Origin of the sequence: Streptomyces cinnamoneus, from assembly GCF_014650495.1 — a bacterium.
In the GTDB taxonomy this organism is placed as follows: Bacteria; Actinomycetota; Actinomycetes; order Streptomycetales; family Streptomycetaceae; genus Streptomyces; species Streptomyces cinnamoneus.
This window is the reverse complement of sequence record NZ_BMVB01000024.1, coordinates 70,853-92,090: the sequence shown is the minus strand read 5'-3', so window position 1 is coordinate 92,090 and position 21,238 is coordinate 70,853. Positions and strand designations below refer to the sequence as shown.

20 protein-coding genes are annotated in these 21,238 nt (G+C 74.4%); 6 read left to right on the top strand and 14 right to left on the bottom strand.

The features are described 5' to 3' along the window. Positions 1-46 precede the first annotated feature (46 nt). Positions 47-1,537 (bottom strand): DHA2 family efflux MFS transporter permease subunit, encoded by a 1,491-nt coding sequence (locus IE182_RS26345; RefSeq protein WP_190112428.1) that lies wholly within the window; start codon positions 1,535-1,537, stop codon positions 47-49. 158 nt (positions 1,538-1,695) lie between these two features. On the opposite strand from IE182_RS26345, the gene IE182_RS26340 reads away from it, so the two are divergent. Beyond that, a complete protein-coding gene (locus IE182_RS26340) occupies positions 1,696-2,253 on the top strand; it encodes a nitroreductase family protein (protein WP_190112427.1) in 558 nt (185 codons plus the stop codon). Positions 2,254-2,313: 60 nt separating this feature from the next. Continuing rightward, positions 2,314-3,027, top strand: coding sequence for a L,D-transpeptidase family protein (locus IE182_RS26335; protein WP_190112426.1), 714 nt, complete (start codon positions 2,314-2,316; stop codon positions 3,025-3,027). Here IE182_RS26335 and uppS read toward each other — a convergent pair. The 3 genes from uppS to IE182_RS26320 all read right to left on the bottom strand — a co-directional run bounded on the left by uppS (position 3,003) and on the right by IE182_RS26320 (position 5,850). Then, a complete protein-coding gene (gene uppS / locus IE182_RS26330; RefSeq protein ID WP_190112425.1) occupies positions 3,003-4,799 on the bottom strand; it encodes a polyprenyl diphosphate synthase in 1,797 nt (598 codons plus the stop codon). The two genes, IE182_RS26335 and uppS, sit on opposite strands and share 25 nt — an antisense overlap. A gap of 77 nt (positions 4,800-4,876) precedes the next feature. Further along, positions 4,877-5,287 carry a DUF6114 domain-containing protein gene (locus IE182_RS26325; RefSeq protein ID WP_190112424.1) on the bottom strand — a complete coding sequence of 137 codons (411 nt, stop codon included), beginning with the start codon at positions 5,285-5,287 and terminating at the stop codon, positions 4,877-4,879. Further along, entirely contained in the window at positions 5,278-5,850 is a 573-nt protein-coding gene (locus tag IE182_RS26320; protein WP_190112423.1) for a DUF6230 family protein, read from the bottom strand. The genes IE182_RS26325 and IE182_RS26320 overlap by 10 nt, the downstream gene beginning before the upstream one ends. A gap of 250 nt (positions 5,851-6,100) precedes the next feature. Here IE182_RS26320 and IE182_RS26315 point away from each other — a divergent pair, with 250 nt between their 5' ends. Further along, positions 6,101-7,804 carry a sensor histidine kinase gene (locus IE182_RS26315; RefSeq protein ID WP_229845114.1) on the top strand — a complete coding sequence of 568 codons (1,704 nt, stop codon included), beginning with the start codon at positions 6,101-6,103 and terminating at the stop codon, positions 7,802-7,804. A gap of 713 nt (positions 7,805-8,517) precedes the next feature. Here IE182_RS26315 and IE182_RS26310 read toward each other — a convergent pair. After that, on the bottom strand, positions 8,518-9,270 hold the full coding sequence (locus tag IE182_RS26310; RefSeq protein ID WP_190112455.1) for a response regulator: 753 nt from the start codon (positions 9,268-9,270) through the stop codon (positions 8,518-8,520). Positions 9,271-9,630: 360 nt separating this feature from the next. On the opposite strand from IE182_RS26310, the gene IE182_RS26305 reads away from it, so the two are divergent. After that, positions 9,631-10,482 (top strand): universal stress protein, encoded by an 852-nt coding sequence (locus IE182_RS26305; RefSeq protein ID WP_190112422.1) that lies wholly within the window; start codon positions 9,631-9,633, stop codon positions 10,480-10,482. A gap of 56 nt (positions 10,483-10,538) precedes the next feature. Here the strand turns inward: IE182_RS26305 and gad are convergent, their stop codons facing one another. Together gad and IE182_RS26295 are read right to left on the bottom strand one after the other, a co-directional pair. Then, positions 10,539-11,954 carry a glutamate decarboxylase gene (gene gad / locus IE182_RS26300; RefSeq protein ID WP_190112421.1) on the bottom strand — a complete coding sequence of 472 codons (1,416 nt, stop codon included), beginning with the start codon at positions 11,952-11,954 and terminating at the stop codon, positions 10,539-10,541. A 16-nt stretch (positions 11,955-11,970) separates the two neighbouring features. Beyond that, on the bottom strand, positions 11,971-12,690 hold the full coding sequence (locus IE182_RS26295) for an oxygen-binding di-iron domain-containing protein (protein ID WP_190112420.1): 720 nt from the start codon (positions 12,688-12,690) through the stop codon (positions 11,971-11,973). 168 nt (positions 12,691-12,858) lie between these two features. On the opposite strand from IE182_RS26295, the gene IE182_RS26290 reads away from it, so the two are divergent. After that, positions 12,859-14,235 carry an erythromycin esterase family protein gene (locus IE182_RS26290; RefSeq protein WP_190112419.1) on the top strand — a complete coding sequence of 459 codons (1,377 nt, stop codon included), beginning with the start codon at positions 12,859-12,861 and terminating at the stop codon, positions 14,233-14,235. Positions 14,236-14,413: 178 nt separating this feature from the next. Next, positions 14,414-15,022, top strand: a complete 609-nt coding sequence (locus IE182_RS26285) for a hypothetical protein (RefSeq protein WP_229845112.1) — start codon at positions 14,414-14,416, stop codon at positions 15,020-15,022. A 96-nt stretch (positions 15,023-15,118) separates the two neighbouring features. Here the strand turns inward: IE182_RS26285 and IE182_RS26280 are convergent, their stop codons facing one another. The 7 genes from IE182_RS26280 to IE182_RS26250 all read right to left on the bottom strand — a co-directional run bounded on the left by IE182_RS26280 (position 15,119) and on the right by IE182_RS26250 (position 20,826). After that, a complete protein-coding gene (locus IE182_RS26280; protein ID WP_190112418.1) occupies positions 15,119-15,775 on the bottom strand; it encodes a 50S ribosomal protein L25/general stress protein Ctc in 657 nt (218 codons plus the stop codon). Between the two features lie 100 nt (positions 15,776-15,875). After that, positions 15,876-17,411: a hypothetical protein gene (locus tag IE182_RS26275; RefSeq protein WP_229845110.1), complete on the bottom strand. Its 1,536-nt coding sequence runs from the start codon at positions 17,409-17,411 to the stop codon at positions 15,876-15,878. A gap of 366 nt (positions 17,412-17,777) precedes the next feature. Continuing rightward, positions 17,778-18,368: a hypothetical protein gene (locus IE182_RS26270; RefSeq protein WP_190112417.1), complete on the bottom strand. Its 591-nt coding sequence runs from the start codon at positions 18,366-18,368 to the stop codon at positions 17,778-17,780. A 277-nt stretch (positions 18,369-18,645) separates the two neighbouring features. Beyond that, positions 18,646-19,020, bottom strand: coding sequence for a hypothetical protein (locus IE182_RS26265; RefSeq protein WP_190112416.1), 375 nt, complete (start codon positions 19,018-19,020; stop codon positions 18,646-18,648). A gap of 132 nt (positions 19,021-19,152) precedes the next feature. Next, positions 19,153-19,587, bottom strand: a complete 435-nt coding sequence (locus IE182_RS26260; RefSeq protein ID WP_190112415.1) for a roadblock/LC7 domain-containing protein — start codon at positions 19,585-19,587, stop codon at positions 19,153-19,155. A 67-nt stretch (positions 19,588-19,654) separates the two neighbouring features. Then, complete coding sequence (locus tag IE182_RS26255) at positions 19,655-20,446, bottom strand: transcriptional regulator (protein WP_190112414.1); 792 nt, start codon at positions 20,444-20,446, stop codon at positions 19,655-19,657. Continuing rightward, entirely contained in the window at positions 20,443-20,826 is a 384-nt protein-coding gene (locus IE182_RS26250) for a roadblock/LC7 domain-containing protein (protein WP_190112413.1), read from the bottom strand. The genes IE182_RS26255 and IE182_RS26250 overlap by 4 nt, the downstream gene beginning before the upstream one ends. Between the last annotated feature and the right edge of the window lie 412 nt (positions 20,827-21,238).

Here is a 21,238-nt window from a genome sequence, read left to right as displayed (position 1 = left end):
CCCGTGCACCACGGAAGCCGCCCCCCCCTTCCCCGCCGGACAGGCCCTACGCCCGGCCGGCCCCCTGCCGCGGGCCGCCGCTGCGCAGCAGGATCCCGGCCGGCACCGCGGTCAGCACCAGCAGCCCCGCCACCCACCACAGCGCGGTCGAGGAGCCGTGCACCGTGGCCTCGGTCACCGGGGCCCCCGGGTGTCCGGCGAGCCACCCCTGCGTGGCCCCCGCCGCCACCGAGTTGAGGACGGACGTGCCGACCGCGCCGCCCACCTGCTGCGCCGTGCTCACCATCGCCGACGTCACCCCGGCGTCCTGCGGGTCGACGCCCGCCGTGGCCGTGGCCATCACCGTCATCATCGTGGAGCCCATGCCCAGGCCCAGCAGCACCAGCCCGGGCAACACCCGCGTGGCGTACGGGGTGCCGGTACCGGCCTGGGCCAGGACGAGCAGGCCGGTCGCGGCCGTCAGCAGTCCCGGCACCACGATGGTGCGCGGTGCCACGAACGGCACCAGCCGGGCGGCGAGCTGCGTGGAGCCCGTGATCATCGCCAGGGTCAGGGGAAGGAAGGCCAGGCCGGTGCGGACGGCGGAGTAGCCGAGGACGACCTGCAGGTAGTAGGTCATGAAGAGGAACACACCGAACATCGCGACCGGTGCCAGACCCGCCGTCAGCAGAGCCCCCGCGCGCCGCCGGTCCCGCAGGATGCGCAGCGGCAGCAGCGGGTGGGGCGTGCGGGCCTGCCAGAGCACGAACGCCGCCAGCAGGAGCACGCCGCCGGCCGGCAGGCCGAGCACCAGCGGGTCGCCCCAGCCGCGGGACTCGGCCTCGCCCAGACCGTAGACGATCGCGGCCAGACCTGCCGTGCCGAGGACCGCCCCCGGCACGTCCAGGCGGCCTCCGGCCCGCCGGCCGGTGTCGGACAGCAGCGGCACGGCGGCGATCAGGACGACCACCTCGACGGGCACGGCGATGTACATGCACCAGCGCCAGTCCAGGTACTGGGTGACGAGCCCGCCGATGAGCAGCCCGGCCGCCGCCCCCGCGCCGGCGATGGCGCCGAAGACACCGAACGCCCTGCCGCGCTCCCGCGGATCGGTGAAGGTGGTCGTCAGCAGGGACATGGCGGCGGGCACGATCAGCGCCGCGAAGGCGCCCTGCAGGGCACGGCCGGCGAAGAGCATGCCCGCGCCGTCCGCGGCACCGCCGACGGCCGAGGCCAGGCCGAACCCGGCGACTCCGGTGAGGAAGGTGCGCTTGCGGCCCACCAGGTCGGCGATCCGGCCGCCCAGGAGCAGCAGCCCGCCGAAGGCGAGCGCGTAGGAGGTGATGACCCACTGCCGCGCCCCGTCGCCGATGCCCAGGTCGGCCTGGGCCGACGGCAGGGCGATGTTCACGACCGTGCCGTCCAGCAGGACGATCAGCTGGGAGAGGCCGAGCACCGCCAGGCCCCACCAGCGGCGCGCGTCGCCGGGCGCCTCCCGCCCGGCGGGGGCGGCGGCGGGGGCCGGGCGGCCCGCTCTCGTGAGGGTGGTCTGCGTCATCGTCGAAGTCCCTACTGTGCGCTTGCGTCTCGATGAGCACCGTAGAAACTCAAGTCAACTTGAGGTCAAGCGCGAGGGGCGCCCCGGGCGGCGCATCGGAGCGGCGGTATGTGCACGGCCCGTCAATCCTCTATCTTCGCGACAAAAGGGAGGTCGTCATGGATGTCATGGAGGCGGTGCTGACCCGGCGCAGCGCCACCCGGCTCGCGCCCCCCGCGCCGGACGACGCCGCCCTGCTCGAACTGATCCAGGCGGCCTCGGCCGCCCCCGACCACGGCCTGCTCAGACCCTGGCGGCTGGTGATCGTCCGGGACGCCCAGCGCGAACTCCTGGGCGCGGCCCTCGCGGAGAGCGCGACGGGAGCCGGCGCCGCCGAGCGGGCCCGCGCCAAGCCCCTGCGCGCCCCGCTGCTGGTCTCGATCGTCTTCTGCCCCCGCCCCGACCATCCCAGGGTGCCGGTGTGGGAACAGCTGGCCGCCACGGTCTCCGTGGTCCAGAACCTGCACCTGCTGCTGCACAGCCGCGGCTGGGGCGCCATCTGGCGCACGGGCGGGGCCGTCGACGCGCCCGCGGTGCGCCGCTGCATCGGGGTGGGCGCGGGGGAGCAACTCCTGGGCTGGCTGTACGTGGGCACGCCGGCCAACGGCCCCGGCGGCGCACCGCGCTCCGGCTTCGACGCCCGCACGAAGGTCCGCACGCTCGGCGCGGCGGCCTGAACGTTCACGTGCCGGTCGCCCGCGGGCAACCAACCGGTCGCCCCGTTGGTCATAACGAGCATGACAAGTCCCCTGAGAAAGACGATGGTTCGCCGCCTCGGCGTCCTCCTGGGCGCGGTCGGCCTGGCCGCCCCCCTGACCGTGGCCCTGGGTGGGACCGCGCAGGCCGCGGGCTCCGCGTGCACCGCCGGGACCGGGCCCTACCAGGCCAAGGCGGAGCGCTTCCTCGGCCGGCCCGTCGACGGCAGGCAGTCGGCCGCCGACTGCCGGGCGATACGCGACTTCCAGCTCGATCACGGGATAAGCCCCGCCATCGGCTACGCCGGCCCGGTCACGTGGTCCGTGATGGAGGTGGTCGCCAAGCAGCGGGAGGCCGGTGGCAACCCCAACGCGTCCGGCGCCTGCCCGACGAACAAGGGACGCATCGCCTGCGTCGACCTCACCCGCCAGCTGAGCTGGATCCAGGACGGCAAGAAGCTGAAGTTCGGCCCCGTCCCCATCCGTTCGGGTCGCGACGGCTACGAGACGCGCACCGGACTCAAGAGCGTCTACTGGCGGAGCATCGACCACTGGTCGACGATCTACAAGGTCCGCATGCCCTACAGCCAGTTCTTCGACGGCGGGCAGGCGTTCCACGCCATCGACGGCAGCGTCTGGTCGGCGCCCGGCTCCCACGGCTGCGTGAACATGCGACGCGCCGACGCCAAGTCGTACTGGTCGCTGCTGAAGAACGGCGACGACGTGTACGTCTACGGGCGCAAGCCCGGCACCTGAGCGCCGGCGGCGGGGGCCGAGCCGTAGCGGCGCTGCCGCCGGGCGTAGGCGGCCATCGCCTCCCACAGGTCCCGGCGGTCGACGTCGGGCCAGTAGGCGGGGGTGAAGAGCAGCTCGGCGTAGATGCTGTGCCACGGCAGGAAGTTGGACGTGCGCTGCTCCCCGCCGGTGCGCCAGAACAGGTCGACGTCGGGCAGGTCGGGCAGCGGCAGGTACCGGGCCAGCTGCTGCTCGGTGACGCGGGCGGGGTCGACGTGCCCGGCGACGGCCGCGCCGGCCAGGGCCCGGGCCGCCTGGGCCAGCTCCGCCCGGCCGCCGTAGTTGGCGCACACGGTGAGGACCAGGCCGGTGCGCCCGCCGGTCGCCCGCTCGCGCTCCAGGAGCGCCTGCACCAGGTCCTCCGGCAGGCCGTCGGGCACGCCCGCCCAGCGCGAGCGCACGTCCAGACACCACAGGTCCTCGTCGTCGAGGTGCTCGCGCAGCAGGCCCATGAGGGCGTCGGTCTCGGCGGCGGAACGGCTCCAGTTCTCCGTGGAGAACGCGTACACCGTCAGATGCGGCAGCCCGGCCTCCAGGGCGCCGTGCACGACGTCGCGCAGGGCCTCGGCCCCCGCCCGGTGCCCCTCTGAGCGGGGCAGCCCGCGCCCGGTGGCCCAGCGGCCGTTGCCGTCCATCACGATGGCCACGTGCCGTGGCAGTGCGCCCGGCGCGAAGTCCGGCGGCCGGGCACCGGAGGGATGGGGCCGCGGCGGGACCGGGGGAGCCAGGGGCGCGGTCCGGGAGCCGAGGAGCCGGCCGGCGCCCCGGTGCGCCGCGACGGGCGGGGGAACGGGCGGCGGGGGCGAGAGGGGCGTCAGCCACCAGATGATCGCCGCCTCGGCACGGCCGCGGGTCAGGATGCGCCGCCGGGCGGCCCACGGCAGACGCGGCCTGCGGTGCAGGAGCGCGGCACCCGCCCGCTCGACGGCGCACAGCCGCAGCGACAGCACCTGGGCCGTCGCCTTGACGAACACCGCCAGGCCCGGCACCGGACCGTGGAGCAGCTCCGGCTGGTCGAGCCAGCGACGGGCCCGGCCGACCAGGGAACGCACCAGTGCGTCGACCGCCGGAGTCCAGTGGCGTGCCTGCAGGTCGTCGGCACTGACGCCGAACTCCTCCAGCGCCTCCACGGGAAGCCTGACGTGCCCACGGGCGAGGTCCTCGTGCAGGTCCTCCAGGTCGTCGGTCAGCTGCACCCCCTGCAGCCACGTGTGGTACGCCTCCATGTGCCGGGCGTGCGCGACCAGGGACAGCCCGAGCCGGGACAGCAGGGCCGGGATCTGACTGCCGTAGACGCTGTTGACGGACCGGCTGTAGTCGATCCACTCCCGCCACGTGTGCGGCGCGCCGCGCCCCGGGTCGCGGTACTGCTCGGCGAAGACCGACTCCAGGTCGCCGGGGGACAGGCCCCAGGTCCGCACCGTGTGCACCAGCGCCCGCCGCACGGGGTCGGGGCTGTCGCCGCGGTGCAGGTCCGTGCGGTAGGCCGCCGACCAGGCCGCCACGCGGGCGGCCCGCTCGCGGGGGCCGTCCGGGCCGTTGTCCGCCAGGTCGTCCATGACGCGCGCGGCCGCGGCCAGCGCCCACACGGCCGGGCGCACGGCGCGGGGCAGGAGGTGTCCGAGCGCGTAGTAGGTGCTGTTGTTGCGCCGGAACGTGCGCCGGCAGACCTGGTATCCGGCGCGCAGCCGCCGGTCGTGGATGCCGGCCCTGGCATAGACGGAGGAGGTCATGGCTCTCCCGGGGACGAGAGGGAACGCGGGGACGCCACGCGGCGGTCGGGCCTCGGCCCGGGGAGCGGTGGCGGCCCTCAGCCCGGGGGCGGGCCGGGTGCCGCGGGCGGCACCCAGGAGAACGCCAGGCAGCCCCCGGCCACCCCGAGGGCGGTGCCGAGCAGGAGTCCTCCGATGTTGCAGGTGAGCAGGGCCAGCAGGGCCAGCACCACCGCGGCCACCCCCGCCACCGCGTGCAGTTGCGGATACCGCAGCAGGACCACGCCGGTCAGCAGCAGCGGCAGGCTCACCTCGAACCCGGCGCTGACCGCCACCCCGGGCTGCAGGACGGCCAGGGGCGCACCCAGCAGGGGCAGCGCGGCCAGCTCTGCGCCGCTCGCGCAGACGAGCGCAGCCGAGCCCGCCGGGCGCCCTCCGCACCAGCCTCTCGCCCGCCGCAGCAGGGGTCCGGCGGCCGCCCGTCTCCCAGAGCACCGTCTCACGCGCATGCGTGCTCTCCCCTCAGCAGCCCCACGTCCGGGTCGCTCATCCGCAGCGACGCCCCCGCGCCCTGCCACCCGGTCAGCTTTCCGTCGCGCACCACGACATGGTCCGTTGCCGCCAGGAAACCCCCCGTCCCGCCCTCCCACACGCCGCCGGCCGCGGCCACGACACCGGTGAAGTCCACCTTCCCGCGCACCGAATCCGCGTCCACCGAGAGCCCCGTGCCCTCGACGGGATCCGAACGGCCGGCCACGGCCCGCAGGGTGACCTTGCCGAGCGGGGTGGGCACGACCAGGCTCACGCACAGGCCCTCGATCCGCGCCCGGCGGACCGTGGCCCGCAGCACCGGATGCCGGGCACCGCCCTCACCGGGCTCGGTGTACAGGGCGGGCACGGCGCGGACGCCGTCGGCGACCACCCGGTCCGCGGTGACCTTGAACGCCGAGCCGGAGGCGGCCAGCGACGTGGCCAGGGCCCCGCTCGCCGTGGCGGCGAGCAGCGCTCCCGCGGCCAGCAGCGCCGGGGTGAGCAGCAGCCAGAACCGCCCCCACCGCCTGCGTGCCGCCACCGCGCCCACCCCCTCCGACTCACGTCATGAACCCAGCATTCCCGCATCCGGGGGGAGCAACCGGCACAGCAGGCGTGCCCCGCCCGCCCCGCGCCTGCTCAGAGCGCCGCACGCCACCCGCGGACGGAGCGCGGCACCTACCGGGGCTCCTCCGCAGGCCGCACCGGGTGGCCGATACGGTGGGGCCCGGGCGGACAGGCCGTCCGTCCCCCCGTCCGTCCCCGTCGGGCGCCTGTCAGGAGGCACTTTCTTGCGATTACCGCAACTCAGGCTGGACGAGCTGCTGGAGGAGCTCCAGGCGCGCATCGACGCCGCGCGCGGCACCCGTGACCGGGTGCACAGCCTGCTCGAAGCCGTGCTCTCGGTCGGGCGCGAGCTCGACCTCGAACACGTGCTGCGGCGCATCGTCGAGGCGGCGGTGGCCCTGGTGGACGCCCGCTACGGCGCGCTCGGCGTGATCGGGCCCGACGGGCGGACGCTCTCGCAGTTCCTCACCGTGGGGGTGACGGAGTCACAGATCGAGGCCATCGGGCCGTACCCCAGCGGCCACGGCATCCTCGGCGAACTCATCCGCCACCCCGAGCCGCTGCGGCTCTCGCGCCTGTCCGAGCACCCGGCGTCGTACGGCTTTCCCCCCGGCCACCCGCCGATGCACAGCTTCGTGGGCGTGCCCATCCGCGTCCGCGAGCAGGTCTTCGGCAACCTGTACCTGGCCGAGAAGCACGGCGGCGCGGACTTCGAGGACGAGGACGAGGCGGTCCTGTCCACGCTGGCCGTCGCCGCGGGCGTCGCCATCGACAACGCCCGCCTGTACGAGGAGTCCACGCGGCGCGAGCGGTGGCTGCGGGCGAGCACCCAAGTGACGACCGCCCTGATGTCGGGCAGCCCCCCGGCGGACGTCATCGGTCTCATCGCCGAGCTGGCCAAGGAGATCACCGGCGCCGAGCTGGCCACCGTCTCCGTGCCGCTGGGCGGCGAGGCCGCGCTCACGGCCGAGGTCGCCGTCGGCGAGCACGCCGCCCGGCTGCGCGGCACGGTGCTGCCCGTCGACGGCACCCTCACCGGGGCGGCCTACCGCGAGGGCGGCCCCGTGCGCAGCGCCGACATCACCACGGACCCGCACGGCACGGCGTCGCCGCTGCGCTCGGAGGGCCTCGGCCCGGCGGTGGCCGTGCCCGTCACGTCCGGCGACGTGGTCCGCGGCGTGCTGCTGCTCGTGCGCGGCAGCGGCCGGGCGGCGTTCACCCAGGAGGAGGTCCTGCCCCTGGTCGCCTTCGCCGGCCAGGCGGCCGTGGCCATGGAACTCGCCGAACGCCGCGCGGACGCCCAGCAGATCGCGCTCCTGGAGGACCGCGACCGCATCGCCCGCGACCTGCACGACCTGGCGATCCAACGGCTCTTCGCCACCGGCATGACACTGCAGAGCGCCGACCGCTTCATCGGCCACCCCGAGGCCGCGGAACGCGTCCGGCGGGCGGTCGACGACCTGGACGAGACCATAAAGATCATCAGGTCGACGATCTTCGGCCTGCGGTCGCGGGAGACCGCCCCGCAGCACGGGCTGCGCACCCGGGTCGTGCAGACCGTCGGCGAGGCCGGCGCGCTCCTCGGCTTCGCCCCGGCCCTGCGCATGGAGGGCCTGCTCGACACGCAGGTGCCCCGGGCGGTCGTCGACGACGTGGTGGCCGTGGTGGGCGAGGCGCTGGCCAACGTGGCCCGGCACGCCGGCGCCGGCTCGGCCGCCGTCGCCGTGGTCAACGACGGCCACCACCTGGTGCTGACCGTCACCGACGACGGCACCGGCCTCCCCCCGGCCGGCCCCGGCCACCGCAGCGGCCTGCGCAACCTGTCCGAACGCGCGGCCCACCACGGCGGCGACCTGGACCTGACCACACCCCCCGACGGCGGCACGACCCTGACGTGGCGCATTCCCTTGCCCACGGGCCGGCCCTGACCGACGGGCGGGTACCGGCCGGCCGACCGGCGGGCTGCACCGGCCCGTCACCCCTGGAGGGAGGGGGAAGCAGGCTGCGCCGGCCGGGGCCTGCCGCCGGCCGGGCGGCTGATGGGCGGGGTGGGCTGGTCCCGGCCGGCACTGCCCGGCCGTCCGGTGCCGGACGGTGGTCGGCCTGCTGCCGGTCAGTCAGCCGGTGGGCGGGGGAGCCGACCGGGTTGCCCGGCCGTCGCCGGCGGTCTGCGTCCGCCGGTTCGGCAGAGACGGGCTACCGGGCTGGTGAGCCGGAGGGCGGTCAGCCGGGAGGCCGGCGTCGGCGGCTGCGGGCCCCAGGGGGCCGGGGCGGCAGCCCCGGGAAACCGGGGGCACCTCCCAGCGGTAGCAGGGCCTGTCCGGCGGATCTTCGTGGGCTCCCGGCGTCCGGCACGCACGCTCGCTGCGTTGTCGGGCTCGCCCGAGTACGCCCAGTACGAGGGCGCCCCTCCGCCTTGCGATCGCACGCGCCAGACGCCGCGGGCCACGCCCTTCGGGCGTACGGCGCTACTTTGCGGACACGGCCTAGGGGAGAGAGGGCGGGACCGGGGACCCCTTCCCGCCGCAGCGGTGCTCAGCCACGTCATACCGGCCCGGCGGTGCCGGACCCGGCCCCCACCGCCCGTGCAGACGGCCCGTCAGCCCCGCCGGCCCCGCAGGCCGCACGGCACAGGGTGGCGTCAGCCACCCACGCGGCGGCCCGCGCCCCGGGCCGACGGCTCGCGGCGGTCCTGCCCGGCCGCAGTCGCCCCCGCCGGCGGCCGGGCAACCTCCGTCGCGAGCACCGCCGCCTGAATGCGCCGCTCGACACCGAGCTTCGCGAGCATGCGCGAGATGTGGTTCTTCACCGTCTTCTCGGACAGGAAGAGCTGCTGAGCGATCTGACGGTTGGTGAGGCCGTCCCCGATCAGCGCCAGGATCTCGCGTTCGCGCGGGGACAGCCCGGCCAGACGTTCGTCCTGCGGCCCGCCGTCCTCCTCCTCGCCGCGCAGGCTGTTCATCAGCCGGGTGGTGGTCGCCGGATCGAGCATGGACTGTCCGGAGGCGACGGTGCGGATGGCGGCGACCAGGTCGGAACCCCGGATCTGCTTGAGCACATAGCCCGCCGCACCAGCCATGATCGCGTCCAGGAGGGCGTCGTCGTCGTCGAACGAGGTCAGCATCAGGCAGGCCAGCCCCGGCATCCGGGAGCGCAGCTCCCGGCAGACCGCTATGCCGTCGCCGTCGGGCAGCCGCACGTCCAGCACCGCCACGTCGGGCCGCAGGGCGGGCCCCCGCGACAGGGCATGGGCGATGGTGCCGGCCTCACCGACGACACTGATGTCCTCCTCGCCGTCGAGCAGGTCGTGCACGCCCCGCCGGACGACCTCGTGATCGTCCAGCAGGAACACCCGGATCGGCCGTTCCCGGGAGAACGTCGTCGACTGGTCCACCACTCCTACCGCTCCCTGTCCTACTCACGGTCCGCGCACACTGCCGCACGCTTACTTGATCATGATCCCCCACGTGCCGGCCGCGCCAGGGGCCGAACGGCCCTGGGGACCGTCCGGTCCCGCACCTGGCCCGTCCGGCCCCTCCGCCGCCCGCGACGCTCCTGTCACGCTGGAGGCAGCCCGGAACGGCAGGACACCCGTCCCGCGCCCGTCCCCCGCTCCGGGTCCCTCCCCGCCGGGGCCCGCCGAAGCCGGATTGCCGATGGCCGGCTCCGGCGGGCCCCCGGCACACGGGCCGCCCCGCAAGGGACCGACACTGGGAGAGGGGGAGAGCTCCGCAGAGGGACGGAGGCGGTCGCCATGGAGCCCGCAGCCATCACCGCAGGTCTGGACGGCTCGCCCGAGAGCCTGGCCGCCGCGCACTGGGCGGCGGCGGAGGCGGACCGGCGCGGGGTCGCATTGCGCCTCCTGCACGCCTGGGTCCTGCTGATCCCCGAGCCGGAGGGCGTTCCGGCCGAGAAGGACCAGGACTACTGGGCGAAGCGCATCGTCCACGCGGCGCAGACGGAGGTCCACCAGCGCTTCCCGGACCTCTCCATCGTCGAGGAACTGGTCGCCGAGGAACCGGTCACGGCCCTGCTGCGGGCGGCCGACGACTCCGCCGTCGTGGTGCTCGGCTCGCGCGGCCTGGACCGTTTCCAGAGCTTCTTCCTCGGTGACATCGGCCTGCACGTCGCCGGCCGCGCCGCCCGGCCGGTGGTCCTCGTGCGGGCCGGTGCGAGCCCCGCGGGCGACGTGGTCCTGGCCGCCGGACTGCACCGTCCCGGCGAGGAGCTGTACGCCTTCGCCTTCGCCGCGGCGGCCGCACGCGCCGTTCCCCTGCGCGTCGTGCACGGCAGCCCCTTGCCGGTCCAGGCTTATGCACCGTGGGGCGTGGACCCCGAGGTCGCCGGCGCCCTCCAGCAGGCGGCGGAAACGGAGCTGCGCGCGGCGCTCAGACGGTGGTGTGCGGCATATCCGGAGGTCACGGTGGCCGAGAGCGTCCGGATGGAGAGCCCGGCGCACGCCGTCGCCCGGGCCGCCCGCGGAGCCGGCCTGCTGGTGTGCGGCCGCCGCCGTCACCACCCCGCCCTCACGCCCCGCCTGGGCGCGGTGGTGCAGGCCGCGATCCACCACGCGCCGTGCCCGGTGGCGGTCGTCCCGCACGACTGACGTGCCGCACGACTGACGTGCCGCACGACCGACGCCCCGCACGACTGGCCCCGCCCTCAGTGGTGGAACGCCGTGGCCACCGTCTCCGGCCGCCCCGACGGCCGCTCCTGGCACCGCAGCTCCGGCAGCAGCTCCCCGAGGTCGGCGAGGAGGAGCTCCGCGAGGTCGAGCGTGAAGCCGTTGCGGCACACCACGCGCAGCACCGACAGGTCCTGCCGGTTCGGGGGGAAGGTGTAGGCGGGGACGAGCCAGCCCCGTTCGCGCAGGCGCCGCGAGACGTCGAACACGTCGAAGTTCGTGACGCCTTCGGCCGTGGTGAAGGCGAACACCGGCAACTCCTCGCCCCGCGTCAGCAGCCGGAAGTCGCCCAGCTGCCCGATCCGCCCGGCCAGCGTGGACGCCACGGTGCGGGCGTTGCGCTGCACCGCACGGTAGCCCTCGCGGCCCAGCCGCAGGAACGTGTAGTACTGCGCGGCCACCTGCGCCCCCGGCCGGGAGAAGTTCAGGGCAAACGTCGGCATGTCCCCGCCCAGATAGTTGACGCGGAAGACCAGCTCCTCGGGGAGCGCCGCCCGGTCCCGCCACAGGGCCCAGCCCACTCCCGGGTAGACCAGCCCGTACTTGTGGCCCGAGGTGTTGATGGAGGCCACGCGCGGCAGCCGGAAGTCCCACACCAGGTCCTCGTCCAGGAACGGGGCGACCATCGCGCCGGACGCGCCGTCCACGTGCACCGGCACGTCCAGGCCCGTACGCCCTTGCAGGGCGTCGAGCGCCGCACAGACGTCGGCCACCGGCTCGTAGGACCCGTCGAAGGTGGAGCCGAGGACGGCGACGACGCCGATCGTGTTCTCGTCGCACAGGCCGGCGGCGGCCTGCGGGTCGAGGTGGAAGCGCTCGCCCTCCAGCGGCACCTGGCGTGCCTCCACCTCCCAGAAGTTGCAGAACTTCTCCCAGCACACCTGCACGTTGGCGCCCATCACCAGGTTGGGCCGCGCGCCGCCCGTCCGGTAGCGGTCGGTGTTCGCGAGCGCCCAGCGCCGTTTGAGGGCCAGGCCGGCGAGCATGCACGCCTCGCTCGATCCGGTGGTCGAACAGCCCACGGCGGCGGTGGGGTCGGGGGCGTGCCACAGGTCGGCGAGCATGGTCACGCAGCGCTGCTCCAGCTCGGCCGTGCGCGGGTACTCGTCCTTGTCGATCATGTTCTTGTCGCGGCACTCGGACAGCAGGACGCCGGCCTGGGGTTCCATCCAGGTGGTGACGAACGTGGCGAGGTTCAGCCGGGAGTTGCCGTCGAGCATCAGCTCGTCATGGACGAACTGGTAGGCGGTCTGCGGCGTCATGGGCCCGTCGGGCAGCCGTCGGCGCGGTGGTTCGACGGCCATGCCGGCAACGGGGTCGGCCTCGCCGAAGAAGGGGTTGACCGCGTAGCCGCGCCGGTCGGTCCGGCCGCCCTTGCCCTGGTGCAGTGCCATCGCGTGCCCGTTCCCCTCAGCCGTCCTGGGAGCGGGCGAAGCGCTCCGCGTAGCCGTCGGCCAGCTCGCGCAGTGCCGTGCTGCAGTCGCCCGCGTAGGCGGGGCCGTGCATGAGTCCCATCGTGGTGGGTGCGAGATCCGCCAGGCGCCGCATCAGGGGTGCGGTGGCCGCCGTCAGGCACGTCGCCCCGAAGACGTCCTCCGCCGCGAGCGCGGGGCCCACGATCTCCTGCTCGGTCAGCGCGGGGGCGTCGCCGATCGCGGTGAAGAGGTCGCCGCAGAAGAGGGTGCCGGTGGTCTCCTCGAAGAGCAGGCCGGCGTCCCAGCCGTGCGGCATGTGCGGGGTCTCCAGGCGCCGGACCCGTCTGCCGCCCAGGTCGATGACCTGACCGTCCTCCAGCGGGACCGGCGGCCGGTCGCAGAGGTCGTTCACCGACACCAGGCACCCCATCGCGCCGTGGGCGACCTGCGCCCGCGGCGCCGCGGCGACCCAGGAGTTCAGGGACCCGCACTCGTCGGCCTCGACGTGGCCGAACGTGATCCAGCCGAGCCGGTCCAGCGGGATCACCGTGCTCGCCGCCTCGGACACCAGGGGGAACAGCGCCCTGAGACCGCAGTGGAACAGCAGCGGCTCCTCGGCGTCGACCAGGAACTGATTGAACATGAAGTCGGCGTCGGGAACGTACGTGGACAGCCGGTAGATGTCCGGCGCGATCTCCGTGACCAGGGTCTCCACCAGCACCGTCCTCGCCGTGCTCCGCCGCCGTCCCCCGTACCACTGTGACCCAGGCGCCCGGTGGGGCACGTGAAACACGCCGGTGCCCTGCGGGTGGGGCTGCCCCCACCCCCACGGTGAGGACCGTCGGATGGTGGCCGCGGGCCCCCGGCCGCAACCATGAACGGCATGGCACACACGGCGCACCATCCTCGACACCGCCGCCGGACGCCGGCGCTGCTGCTCCTGCTCGCGCTGCTGCCGGCGACGGCCACCGCGGCCGGGGGCCTCGCGCAGCCCGCCACCGCCGACTCGGGCACCGGCGACCCCGTGGCGGCCCTCGCGCGCGACGCCCGCCCGCTGCGCACCACCGAGCCCACCGGCGACCTGCGGGACCTGCGAACGTTCGGCCGCATGGTCGGCGACGCCACGGTGGTCGGACTGGGGGAGGCCACGCACAGCTCGCACGAGTTCTTCACGAACAAGCACCGCATCCTGCGCTACCTCGTCCAGGAGAAGGGGTTCACCGCCTTCGCCCTGGAGGCACCGTGGAGCACCGGGCTGCGGCTCGACGACTACGTCCTGCACGGCACGGGAAACCTGCAGCAGATCATGAAGGAGGAGTTCCAGCGCGACTACAGCTTCTGGAACACCGGTGAGTACCGGGACCTCATCGAGTGGATGCGCACCTACAACCGTGACCACGCCAAGAAGGTCCATTTCGTGGGTGACGACATCGGCTACGCCGGCCCGCAGCCCTTCGACGAGGTGACGCGGTACGTCACCGCCCACCACCCCGCGCTGCTGCCGCGCCTGACCGAGCTCTACCGCCTGCAACGCCCCGCGCCCGGCACCGCCGTGGGGGACTACATGACCGGCTACCTCAAGCGGCCGCTCGCCGAGCGCCGGGACATGGCCGCACGGGCCCGCCAGGCGCTGGACCTGCTCCGCGCGCAGCGGCCGGCCGGCGACCGCCGCGCCTTCGACCGGGCCGTGCAGCACGCCCGGAACATCGCGCAGGTGGCCGGCCAGTACGCCTACGACCTCGGTGACCCCGCCGACACGGCGCGGGCCATGCGGTACCGCGACGAGCAGATGGCCGCCAACGTCGCCTGGTGGCAGGAGCACACGGGCGACAAGGTGCTGTTGTCCGCGCACAACGCGCACGTCTCCTACGTCAGCACCGACCCGGCCCGCTACCCGCGGATGCAGGGCGCCTTCCTCAAGGACCGCCTGGGCAAGCACTACGTCAACGTGCGGCTGACCTTCGGCGCCGGGTCGTTCAACGCGACGACGGACCCGGACGAGTCGCGGGTGGAGGTCTGCACGGTCGGCCCGGCCGAGCCCGGCAGCAACGAGCACACCCTGGACCGCCTGCCCCACCGGGACTACGTGCTCGACATGCGCACCGCACCGGCCGCGGCCCGCGCCTGGCTGAAGACGCCCCGGCCGACCCGCGACTACGGCACCGCCTACCCCGAGCCGTTGCGGGACACCGCTCTCGCGGACTCCACCGACATCCTCGTCCACCTGCACCGGGTGACGGCCGCCCGGCTCCTGTGGTGAACCGTCGGCGCCGCATCGGCGCCGAAACCGTCAGCAGAGTCTGATCTCGGACGGGCAACAAGCAGGTCACGCTTGGGTGCAGGAGTTGTGTCCGGGCGTCCGGGTCCCCCACTATGACGCAGTCATTTAGGTAAGGCTTACCTGCATAGCTGGGTAAGTGTTCGTGCTGGAGTTCCCCGTGTCCGCTGTGCCGTCCGACCCCACCGTGTCCGTGCTGTTCCTGTCGGGGGCGGGCGGCGCCGGGGCACCCACCGAACGGGCCGCCCGGCCGGTCGGCCTGTTCGACTCCTGGTGGACGGTCGGCGGGGCCGCGGTGGCGGCGAGTGCGGCCTGGGCCGGGTCGGTATGGGTCTCCGTGCACGTCCAGGCGGATGCCTCCCTGCACACCGCGGCGCTCTTCGCCCACCTCGTCGGCCTCGTGCTCGGCTTCGGCGCCGTTCTCGTGGCCGACTACCACGGCCTGCTGTGGATGACCGGACGCTGCACCCTGCGGGAGGCCGTCGGCAGTGCCGGACGCCTCCACCTGCCCATCTGGGCCGGTCTGGCGGTCCTCGTCCTCAGCGGCATGATGCTCCACCCCGACCCCTCCGCCACCCTCACCCGCATCAAGCTGGTGCTGGTCCTCGCGCTGACCCTCAACGGCCTGCAGGCGGGGCTGCTCAACAAGCGGATGGCCGGGCAGCCCGCCGCCCCGCGCCACCTGATCTGGGGCGGCGCCACCGCCCTGATCTCCCAGATCTGCTGGTGGGGCGCCGTCGTCATCGGGTTCCTCAACAGCCGGGGCTAGGGGGCGGTCCACGCCGGACGCCGGACCAGAGAAGACGAACGCCCCGCCCCGGGAACCCGGGACGGGGCGTTGTCACGACCGCAGGCGCTGCGGGCCTCAGCCCTCGCCGCCCTCCGCGGGCTTCTCCTCCTCCGTGGCACCCTCTGCCGGTGCGGCGCCCTCTTCCGCCGCGGCCTCGGCCTCGGCCTCCTCCTCGGCCTCGGGTTCGGGCTCCGTCTGCGCCGCGACGACCTGCAGCAGGGCCGTGGACTCGTCGACGGCCAGGGAACAGCCCCGCGGCAGCTCGATGTCGCCCGCCCGGACGGTGTGCCCGGCCGACAGTCCCTCGATGGACACGGTGAACGACTCGGGGATGTGCGTGGCCTCGGCCTCGACCGGAACCGCATTGAGCATGTGGTCCAGCAGATTTCCTCCCGCCGCGAGTTCCCCTTCGGTGAGGACCGGCACGTCGACGGTGACCCTCTCGCCCTTCTTCACGGCGAGGAAATCGACGTGCACGAGAAAACCCTTGAGGGGGTCGCGCTGCACCGCTTTGGGGATGACGAGCTCGTTCTTTCCGCCGATGTCCAGCCGGATCAGCACGTTCGGCGTCTTGAGGGCCATCATCAGTGAATGGCCTTCGAGCGCCACATGCTTCGGGTCGGCGCCGTGACCGTAGATGACGGCGGGCACCTTGTTCTCGCGGCGGGTGCGGCGGGCCGCCCCCTTGCCGAAGTCGGTACGCTTTTCGGCGCTGAGTTTCACCTCGGCCATGACGGCACTCCTCATATGCAGACGCCGGGCAACTCCCGGAGTGTATCCAGCCCAAGAAGCCGTAAAGCCCGTCGCTGAGCCATTCGGCCGAACCCCGAATTCACGGACGGCGCACGTCACCGGACGCCGGCGGCACGGAAAGGTGCACGCGCAGGCCGGCCGGTTCGCCCGGCAGCGGGGGCAGGGGCTCGGCGTGCCAGCCGCGCGCGTACGCAGGAGTGGCCCGGCCCGCGCTCACCACCACCGCCACCGGGTGACGGCCCGCCGCCGCGACGAGCTCCGCCGCGGAGATGCTGCCGTCATGACCACTCGTCTGGCGCGAGGCGCAGCCGGCCCGGAAGGCGATCCGCACGGCCTCCGTCCCCGACACGATGCAGGGCGGCCGCACGCCCAGCCGGTGCAGCTCCCCGGCGACGCGGGCGAAGGCGTCCCGGCTGTCCCCGCTGCGGGACACCACCTTCTCCAGCACCTTGTACTGCACCCCCACGTGTACCAGCAGGGCCAGCGCGAGCACCGTCGCCCCCAGCAGCCGCACCGCCCCGCGGGCCGGGGACCGGACGGTGGTTGCCGCCGCCGTCAGGAAGACGGCCACGGGCAGCGCCAGCAGCGCGTACGCGGGCAGCAGGAAGCGCGGCGCGGCGTAGTCGAGCAGCTGGTACGGCACCGCCAGGCACACCGCCACCGAAACCGGCACCGCGATCTCCGGCAGGCGACGGCGCCGGGCCGCCACCACGAGTCCGCCCGCGGTGAGCACGGGCAGGGCGAACCACCAGGCGGCGGTCAGGGGGTGACGCCACGGGACGTCGCAGGGGCGGCACAACGTCCGGCCCTGCAGGGCCCGCACATGGTGCCCCAGGGCCAGACGGAGCCCCCAGCCGCCCTGGATCTCCCCGGCCCGGTGCAGACGTGCAGCCAGGCCGCCGTACCGCAGGTACGCCTCGACGACCCACTCCGCGCCGCCGAGGGCTACCCCTGCCGCGAGGGCCACCAGGACGGCCGGCCGCCGCCACGCCCGCACCGCCAACGCCGCCCCCGCGAGCGGCAGCACCAGGGCGAGCGCGTCACCGGGCCGCATCAGCGCGGTGAAGGCGACGGCCAGGAGCAGCCCCGTGCGCGCACGACGGTCGCCGCCGTCGCGCACGGCCCGCAGGAAGCAGCCCGTGGCACACAACGCACCGAAGGCGACCCACAGATTGGGCATGACCTGCGGCCCGTAGAAGAGCGTCACCCACAGCCCGCAGAACAGCGCCCCCGCCACCACCAGCACGGGCACCGGCAGCAGCCGCCGCCACACCCACAGCGAGACGAACAGACCGCAGCCGGAGAGCGCGGCCAGCCACACCCGCAGCACCCCCGTGGAGGACGTCAGCGCGACCACCGGCGCCGCCAGGAAGGTCACACCCCGGGCCCGCGGCGCGCTGAAGAACGCGGCGGGGGCCCGCGGGGCGACCTGGCTGACGTACACCGTCTCGTCCCAGCCCAGCCCCGTGCCCGGTACGACGAGGACCAGCTGAGCGAAGGCGTAGGCGGCGGCGACGCCGGCGAGCCACGGCAACGCCGGCACGCCCGCCGCGGGGCGCGCCCGCGCGGGACGTTCCCGGCCGCGCGAGCCGGGGACGAGACGGACCGACCGCATGGCACCACGCTCCGGCAGCCGCACCGCCCCCGCACGGCGGACCGCGCACTCGGCCCAGTGCCGTTGCCGCCGGCACCGGCGCGGCGAGCGGTGCGTTGCTGCGCTCCGTGACCGGCACCGGCCCGGCAGCGGTGCGCAGCACGTGGTGCCCGCCCCGCCCCCGCCCCCGCCGCGGCACCGGGCCCAGCGGTGCCGCCACGGCGAGCGGTGCGCCGTTCCATGGGGCGGGCGGTGCGCGGCGGCTCCCGGGCGGCCGCCGCGCTGCGTCGGCGGCCCGGACCGTCCGTCGTCCGGGCCGTCCGCCGCCGGGCCCGCCGTGCGCCCCGGCCCCGACATGCGCCCGGGGCCCGGGCGTCGGCGGCGTCGTCAGCTCAGCAGGGCCCGGAGCAGGCCGTTGACCAGTCCGTTCAGGCCCTGGACCACGCCGCCCAGGGTGTCCACCAGGCCGCCCACCAGGCCGCCCACCACCCCGAGGAGGCCACCGCCGTCCCTGTGGCGATCGTGGCCCCCGTGTTCCCGGTCCTGTTCCCTGGCGAGCCGGGCCGTGGCCGCGACCGCGTCGGTGGTCGAGGCGGTGAGCGCGGCGAGGTCCGGTTGGGCCGATCCCGCCTGCCGTTCCAGACCGGCCCGGGCCTTGCCCAGGGTCCCCAGGTTCTCCTGCAGCACGGTGCACCGTTCGCTCGGTGCCCGGCCCGCTTCCCGCGCCGCCCCGCACTCCGCGGCGGCGGCCTCGGCCGCCTCCTTGCCGATCACGTTCTCGTCGATGGCCCGCATGCCCTGGCCCGCGGCCTTGCGCAGCGCGGAGGGCGGTGGAACCTGCGCCGGAGCGCTGGTGCGGGACGAGCCCGGCGCCGAGGACGCCGTGCCGGCCGTGGCGGTGTAACCGGCCGCGCCCAGGACGAGCGCACCGCACACCGCACCGGACACGAGGAGGCTGGTTCTTCGGGAGGCACCCATGGTCCTACTCCTTCGAGCGGAGATGAGGAATGATCTTCCCGCTCACCTTGCGGCGGGTGCCCGGCCCCCGCAATCGGAGAGACATCTGACCCTCCGCCACATGACGTGCCGGCCCGCGTCCCCGGCGCCCTGACAGGGCGCCAGGCGTGCAGCGCCAACACCGCGGACGTCCACCGGCTTTCCACCCGAAACGCCGTCAGCCATTCGGGCAGCGGAAACCAAGCCGTCGGCGGTGCGGGCCACTTCGGCGCGGGCCCCGGCGGGCGCCCCGGCGGCGTCAGACCTCCAGCTCCGCCTCGATGCGCCGGAGCTGATGGCGGGCCATGGCCAGGTTGGCCCGCTTGCCGTCGAGGACCAGGTAGAGGAAGAGACCGTTGCCACCACGGCCCGTCAGCAGCCTGATCAGGTGGTATTGGGTGCCGAGGGTGATGAGGATGTCCTCGATGCTGTCCTGGATGTTGAGCATCTCCATGGCGCGCAGCTTGGCGCGCACGACATCCGTGTTGCCGGCCGCGGCGACGTTGAGGTCCAGGGTCTGGGAGCCGCCGAGGGTGCCCAGGGCCATGCCGCTGCTGTAGTCGACGAGGGCCACGCCGATGGCCCCGTCGATCGAGCTCATCGCGTCTTTGAGTGCCAGTTCGGTGTTCGCCATGAGGAATTCGCTTTCGTCGAGTCGACGATGAGTCGACAAGGAGTCGGTGGTGACGGGTGATGAATGTGGTCGTTATGTCGGCAAATCGGTACGTCCAGGTGTCGATGGTGTGTGCGGTTCCCGGCCGGGCCGTCAGGTCCGGCGCGGGCGCTCCAGCGCGTCGTCCGCCAGGGCGGCGATCCGCGAACCCGCCCTGCGCGCCTCCAGGTTCAGCCGGCCCACGTTGGCGTCGGCCGAGGCCAACAGCGTCAGGACGCACGAGGAGCCGGCCGCGTACGTGGCCACGTAGCCGCGGTCACCGCTGACGACCAGCTCGCGGAAGCCGCCGTGGCCCACGGCGTTCGCCAGTCGCGCGCCCACGCCCAGCGCCGCGGCGGTCAGCGCGGCCACGCCGTCCGGCTCCATGTCGTCGACGAGGTGCGCGATCACCAGCCCGTCCGTGCTCGCCAGCAGCGCACCGGTCAGGTGCGGCACCCGGACACGTAACCCCTGGAGCTCCGCGAGCACCTCGGGTGCGGCGGTCATCGACTGTCTCCTTCCGGTGAGCTGTCTCAGTGCGCGCCTCATCATGAGAGCGGTGGGAGGCGGCGGGGCGGCGGGCCGGTGTGCGTCACGGTCGCGGGGCGTTCCAGGGTCACAGGGCCTCCAAAGCGTCGCGGATCCGGTAGAGCAGGGAGATCTCCGGGGCGGCGGCGGTGGGGGCGGGCGGTGACAGGCGTGCGGGCCGGACGGCGGTGCCGGGGAGGTCCGCCTCCGGGGTCCGGACCAGCCCGGCGGCCGCCAGCCGCCGGACGTCGAGGAGGGTGGCGAAGGCCGAGCGGCCCAGCGCCCTGGCGATCTGCAGCGGCGTGCGCACGCCGTCGGCCGCGGCCAGCACGGCCTGCCGCCCGCACGTCGGCGGGAGGGGCCCGCCCCGCCCGGCCCCGCCCGCGCCGGCGACGGGTACGACGGGGGCCGCGTCCACCTCCGGCCTGGGCCAGGCCCGTTCGAGCAGGCAACGGCGGCGCCGCACCTCCCGTTGCAGAAGGGGGACGGATACCGGGCGGACCGGGCCGAACCAGTGCTTCGCCTCCTTGAGGAAGCGATCCGGCACGCGCTGGGTGGTGTCGAGGGGGGAGAGGACGAAGTAGGCGGCGTCGAACAGGGCGCTGAGGTGGCACAGTTCGAGCTCGCCCCGGCTCAACCGGCCGTGCTCGACGAGGAAGCTGCCCGCGCGGTAGTCGGGACCGCCCTCCTCCACGGCCTCGTCCCAGCTCTCCGGGGACAGTCGTCCTCCGGCCGTCAGCCGCCATCCCACATCGGGCACCGCGGGACTCTCGGCGTGCACCACGGCGCCGTCGGCCAGGTAGAGCGCGCCGACGCAGCCGTGGAGGGCGCCCGTGGCGCGTTCGGCGGCGAGCCGGGCCAGGGTGGAGTCGCCGCTCACGTCACCACCAGCCTGCCGGCGAGGGCCTTGAGCCGGAACAGGGCCACCGCGAGGTTGGCCTCGGCACGGTCCAGCCACAGGTAGAGGAAGACACTGCTGTCGAAGGCGGTCTCCACGAAACGTATGAGGTGGTAGCCGCCGCGCGCCGTGACGATGACGTCCTCCACCGGGCCGGGGCCGGCTGCCGAGCGGGTGAACGCGGCGTTCTCGAAGGCGAGGCGGGCGAGCTCGGCGGCGTCGGCCGCCGAGGTCTCGTGGTCGCCGCCGGGGCCCTCGCCCGCCACGCCCAGGGCGAGCCCACTGGTCCAGTCCACCAGGCTGGCGCCCCGTGCTCCGGGTATGGCCATGGCCTCGGCCAGGCACCCGTCGATACCGGTCACACGATCCTCTCCAGCCGCGCGGCATCAGCGTGCGGCCGCGACTACGTACGAGTGATGATCACCCGTGGCATGCCCCGTGCGACGGAAGCTAATCGATAACAGTGGTGCGACGTGAGGGTTTTGGCATTTTCCCTCGGCACATGTGCGGAACTGCTATTGGCCGGATCGCCGCTACCGCTCACGGCCGCGCGCTGCCCCTGCATCGAAAGATGTAGTCCGGATTCATCACCGCCTACGAGGACCGCCCCGTGGCGCACGGTGACCATGGGAGGGAGGAACACGAACGAACGAACGCACCCAAGCCCACCACGAGTCCGGGAGATTACCGTGCCGGAGACCGCAGGGGCGGCCACCCCCCTTCCCGGGGCCCCGCCGACGCCCTCGTCCCGCCCGCCGTCCGAGCAGGTCAGCG

Bases quoted from the DNA above. Each gene is read 5' to 3' on its own strand.
- uppS (WP_190112425.1), bottom strand. From the start codon at position 4,799: ATGACCTCCTCCGTCTATGCCAGGGCCGGCATCCACGACCGGCGGCTG.
- IE182_RS26275 (WP_229845110.1), bottom strand. From the start codon at position 17,411: ATGCGGTCGGTCCGTCTCGTCCCCGGCTCGCGCGGCCGGGAACGTCCC.
- IE182_RS26290 (WP_190112419.1), top strand. From the start codon at position 12,859: ATGGCACACACGGCGCACCATCCTCGACACCGCCGCCGGACGCCGGCG.
- IE182_RS26305 (WP_190112422.1), top strand. From the start codon at position 9,631: ATGGAGCCCGCAGCCATCACCGCAGGTCTGGACGGCTCGCCCGAGAGC.
- IE182_RS26340 (WP_190112427.1), top strand. From the start codon at position 1,696: ATGGATGTCATGGAGGCGGTGCTGACCCGGCGCAGCGCCACCCGGCTC.
- IE182_RS26265 (WP_190112416.1), bottom strand. From the start codon at position 19,020: ATGGCGAACACCGAACTGGCACTCAAAGACGCGATGAGCTCGATCGAC.
- IE182_RS26345 (WP_190112428.1), bottom strand. From the start codon at position 1,537: ATGACGCAGACCACCCTCACGAGAGCGGGCCGCCCGGCCCCCGCCGCC.
- IE182_RS26260 (WP_190112415.1), bottom strand. From the start codon at position 19,587: ATGAGGCGCGCACTGAGACAGCTCACCGGAAGGAGACAGTCGATGACC.
- IE182_RS26335 (WP_190112426.1), top strand. From the start codon at position 2,314: ATGACAAGTCCCCTGAGAAAGACGATGGTTCGCCGCCTCGGCGTCCTC.
- IE182_RS26325 (WP_190112424.1), bottom strand. From the start codon at position 5,287: ATGCGCGTGAGACGGTGCTCTGGGAGACGGGCGGCCGCCGGACCCCTG.
- IE182_RS26270 (WP_190112417.1), bottom strand. From the start codon at position 18,368: ATGGGTGCCTCCCGAAGAACCAGCCTCCTCGTGTCCGGTGCGGTGTGC.
- IE182_RS26280 (WP_190112418.1), bottom strand. From the start codon at position 15,775: ATGGCCGAGGTGAAACTCAGCGCCGAAAAGCGTACCGACTTCGGCAAG.
- gad (WP_190112421.1), bottom strand. From the start codon at position 11,954: ATGGCACTGCACCAGGGCAAGGGCGGCCGGACCGACCGGCGCGGCTAC.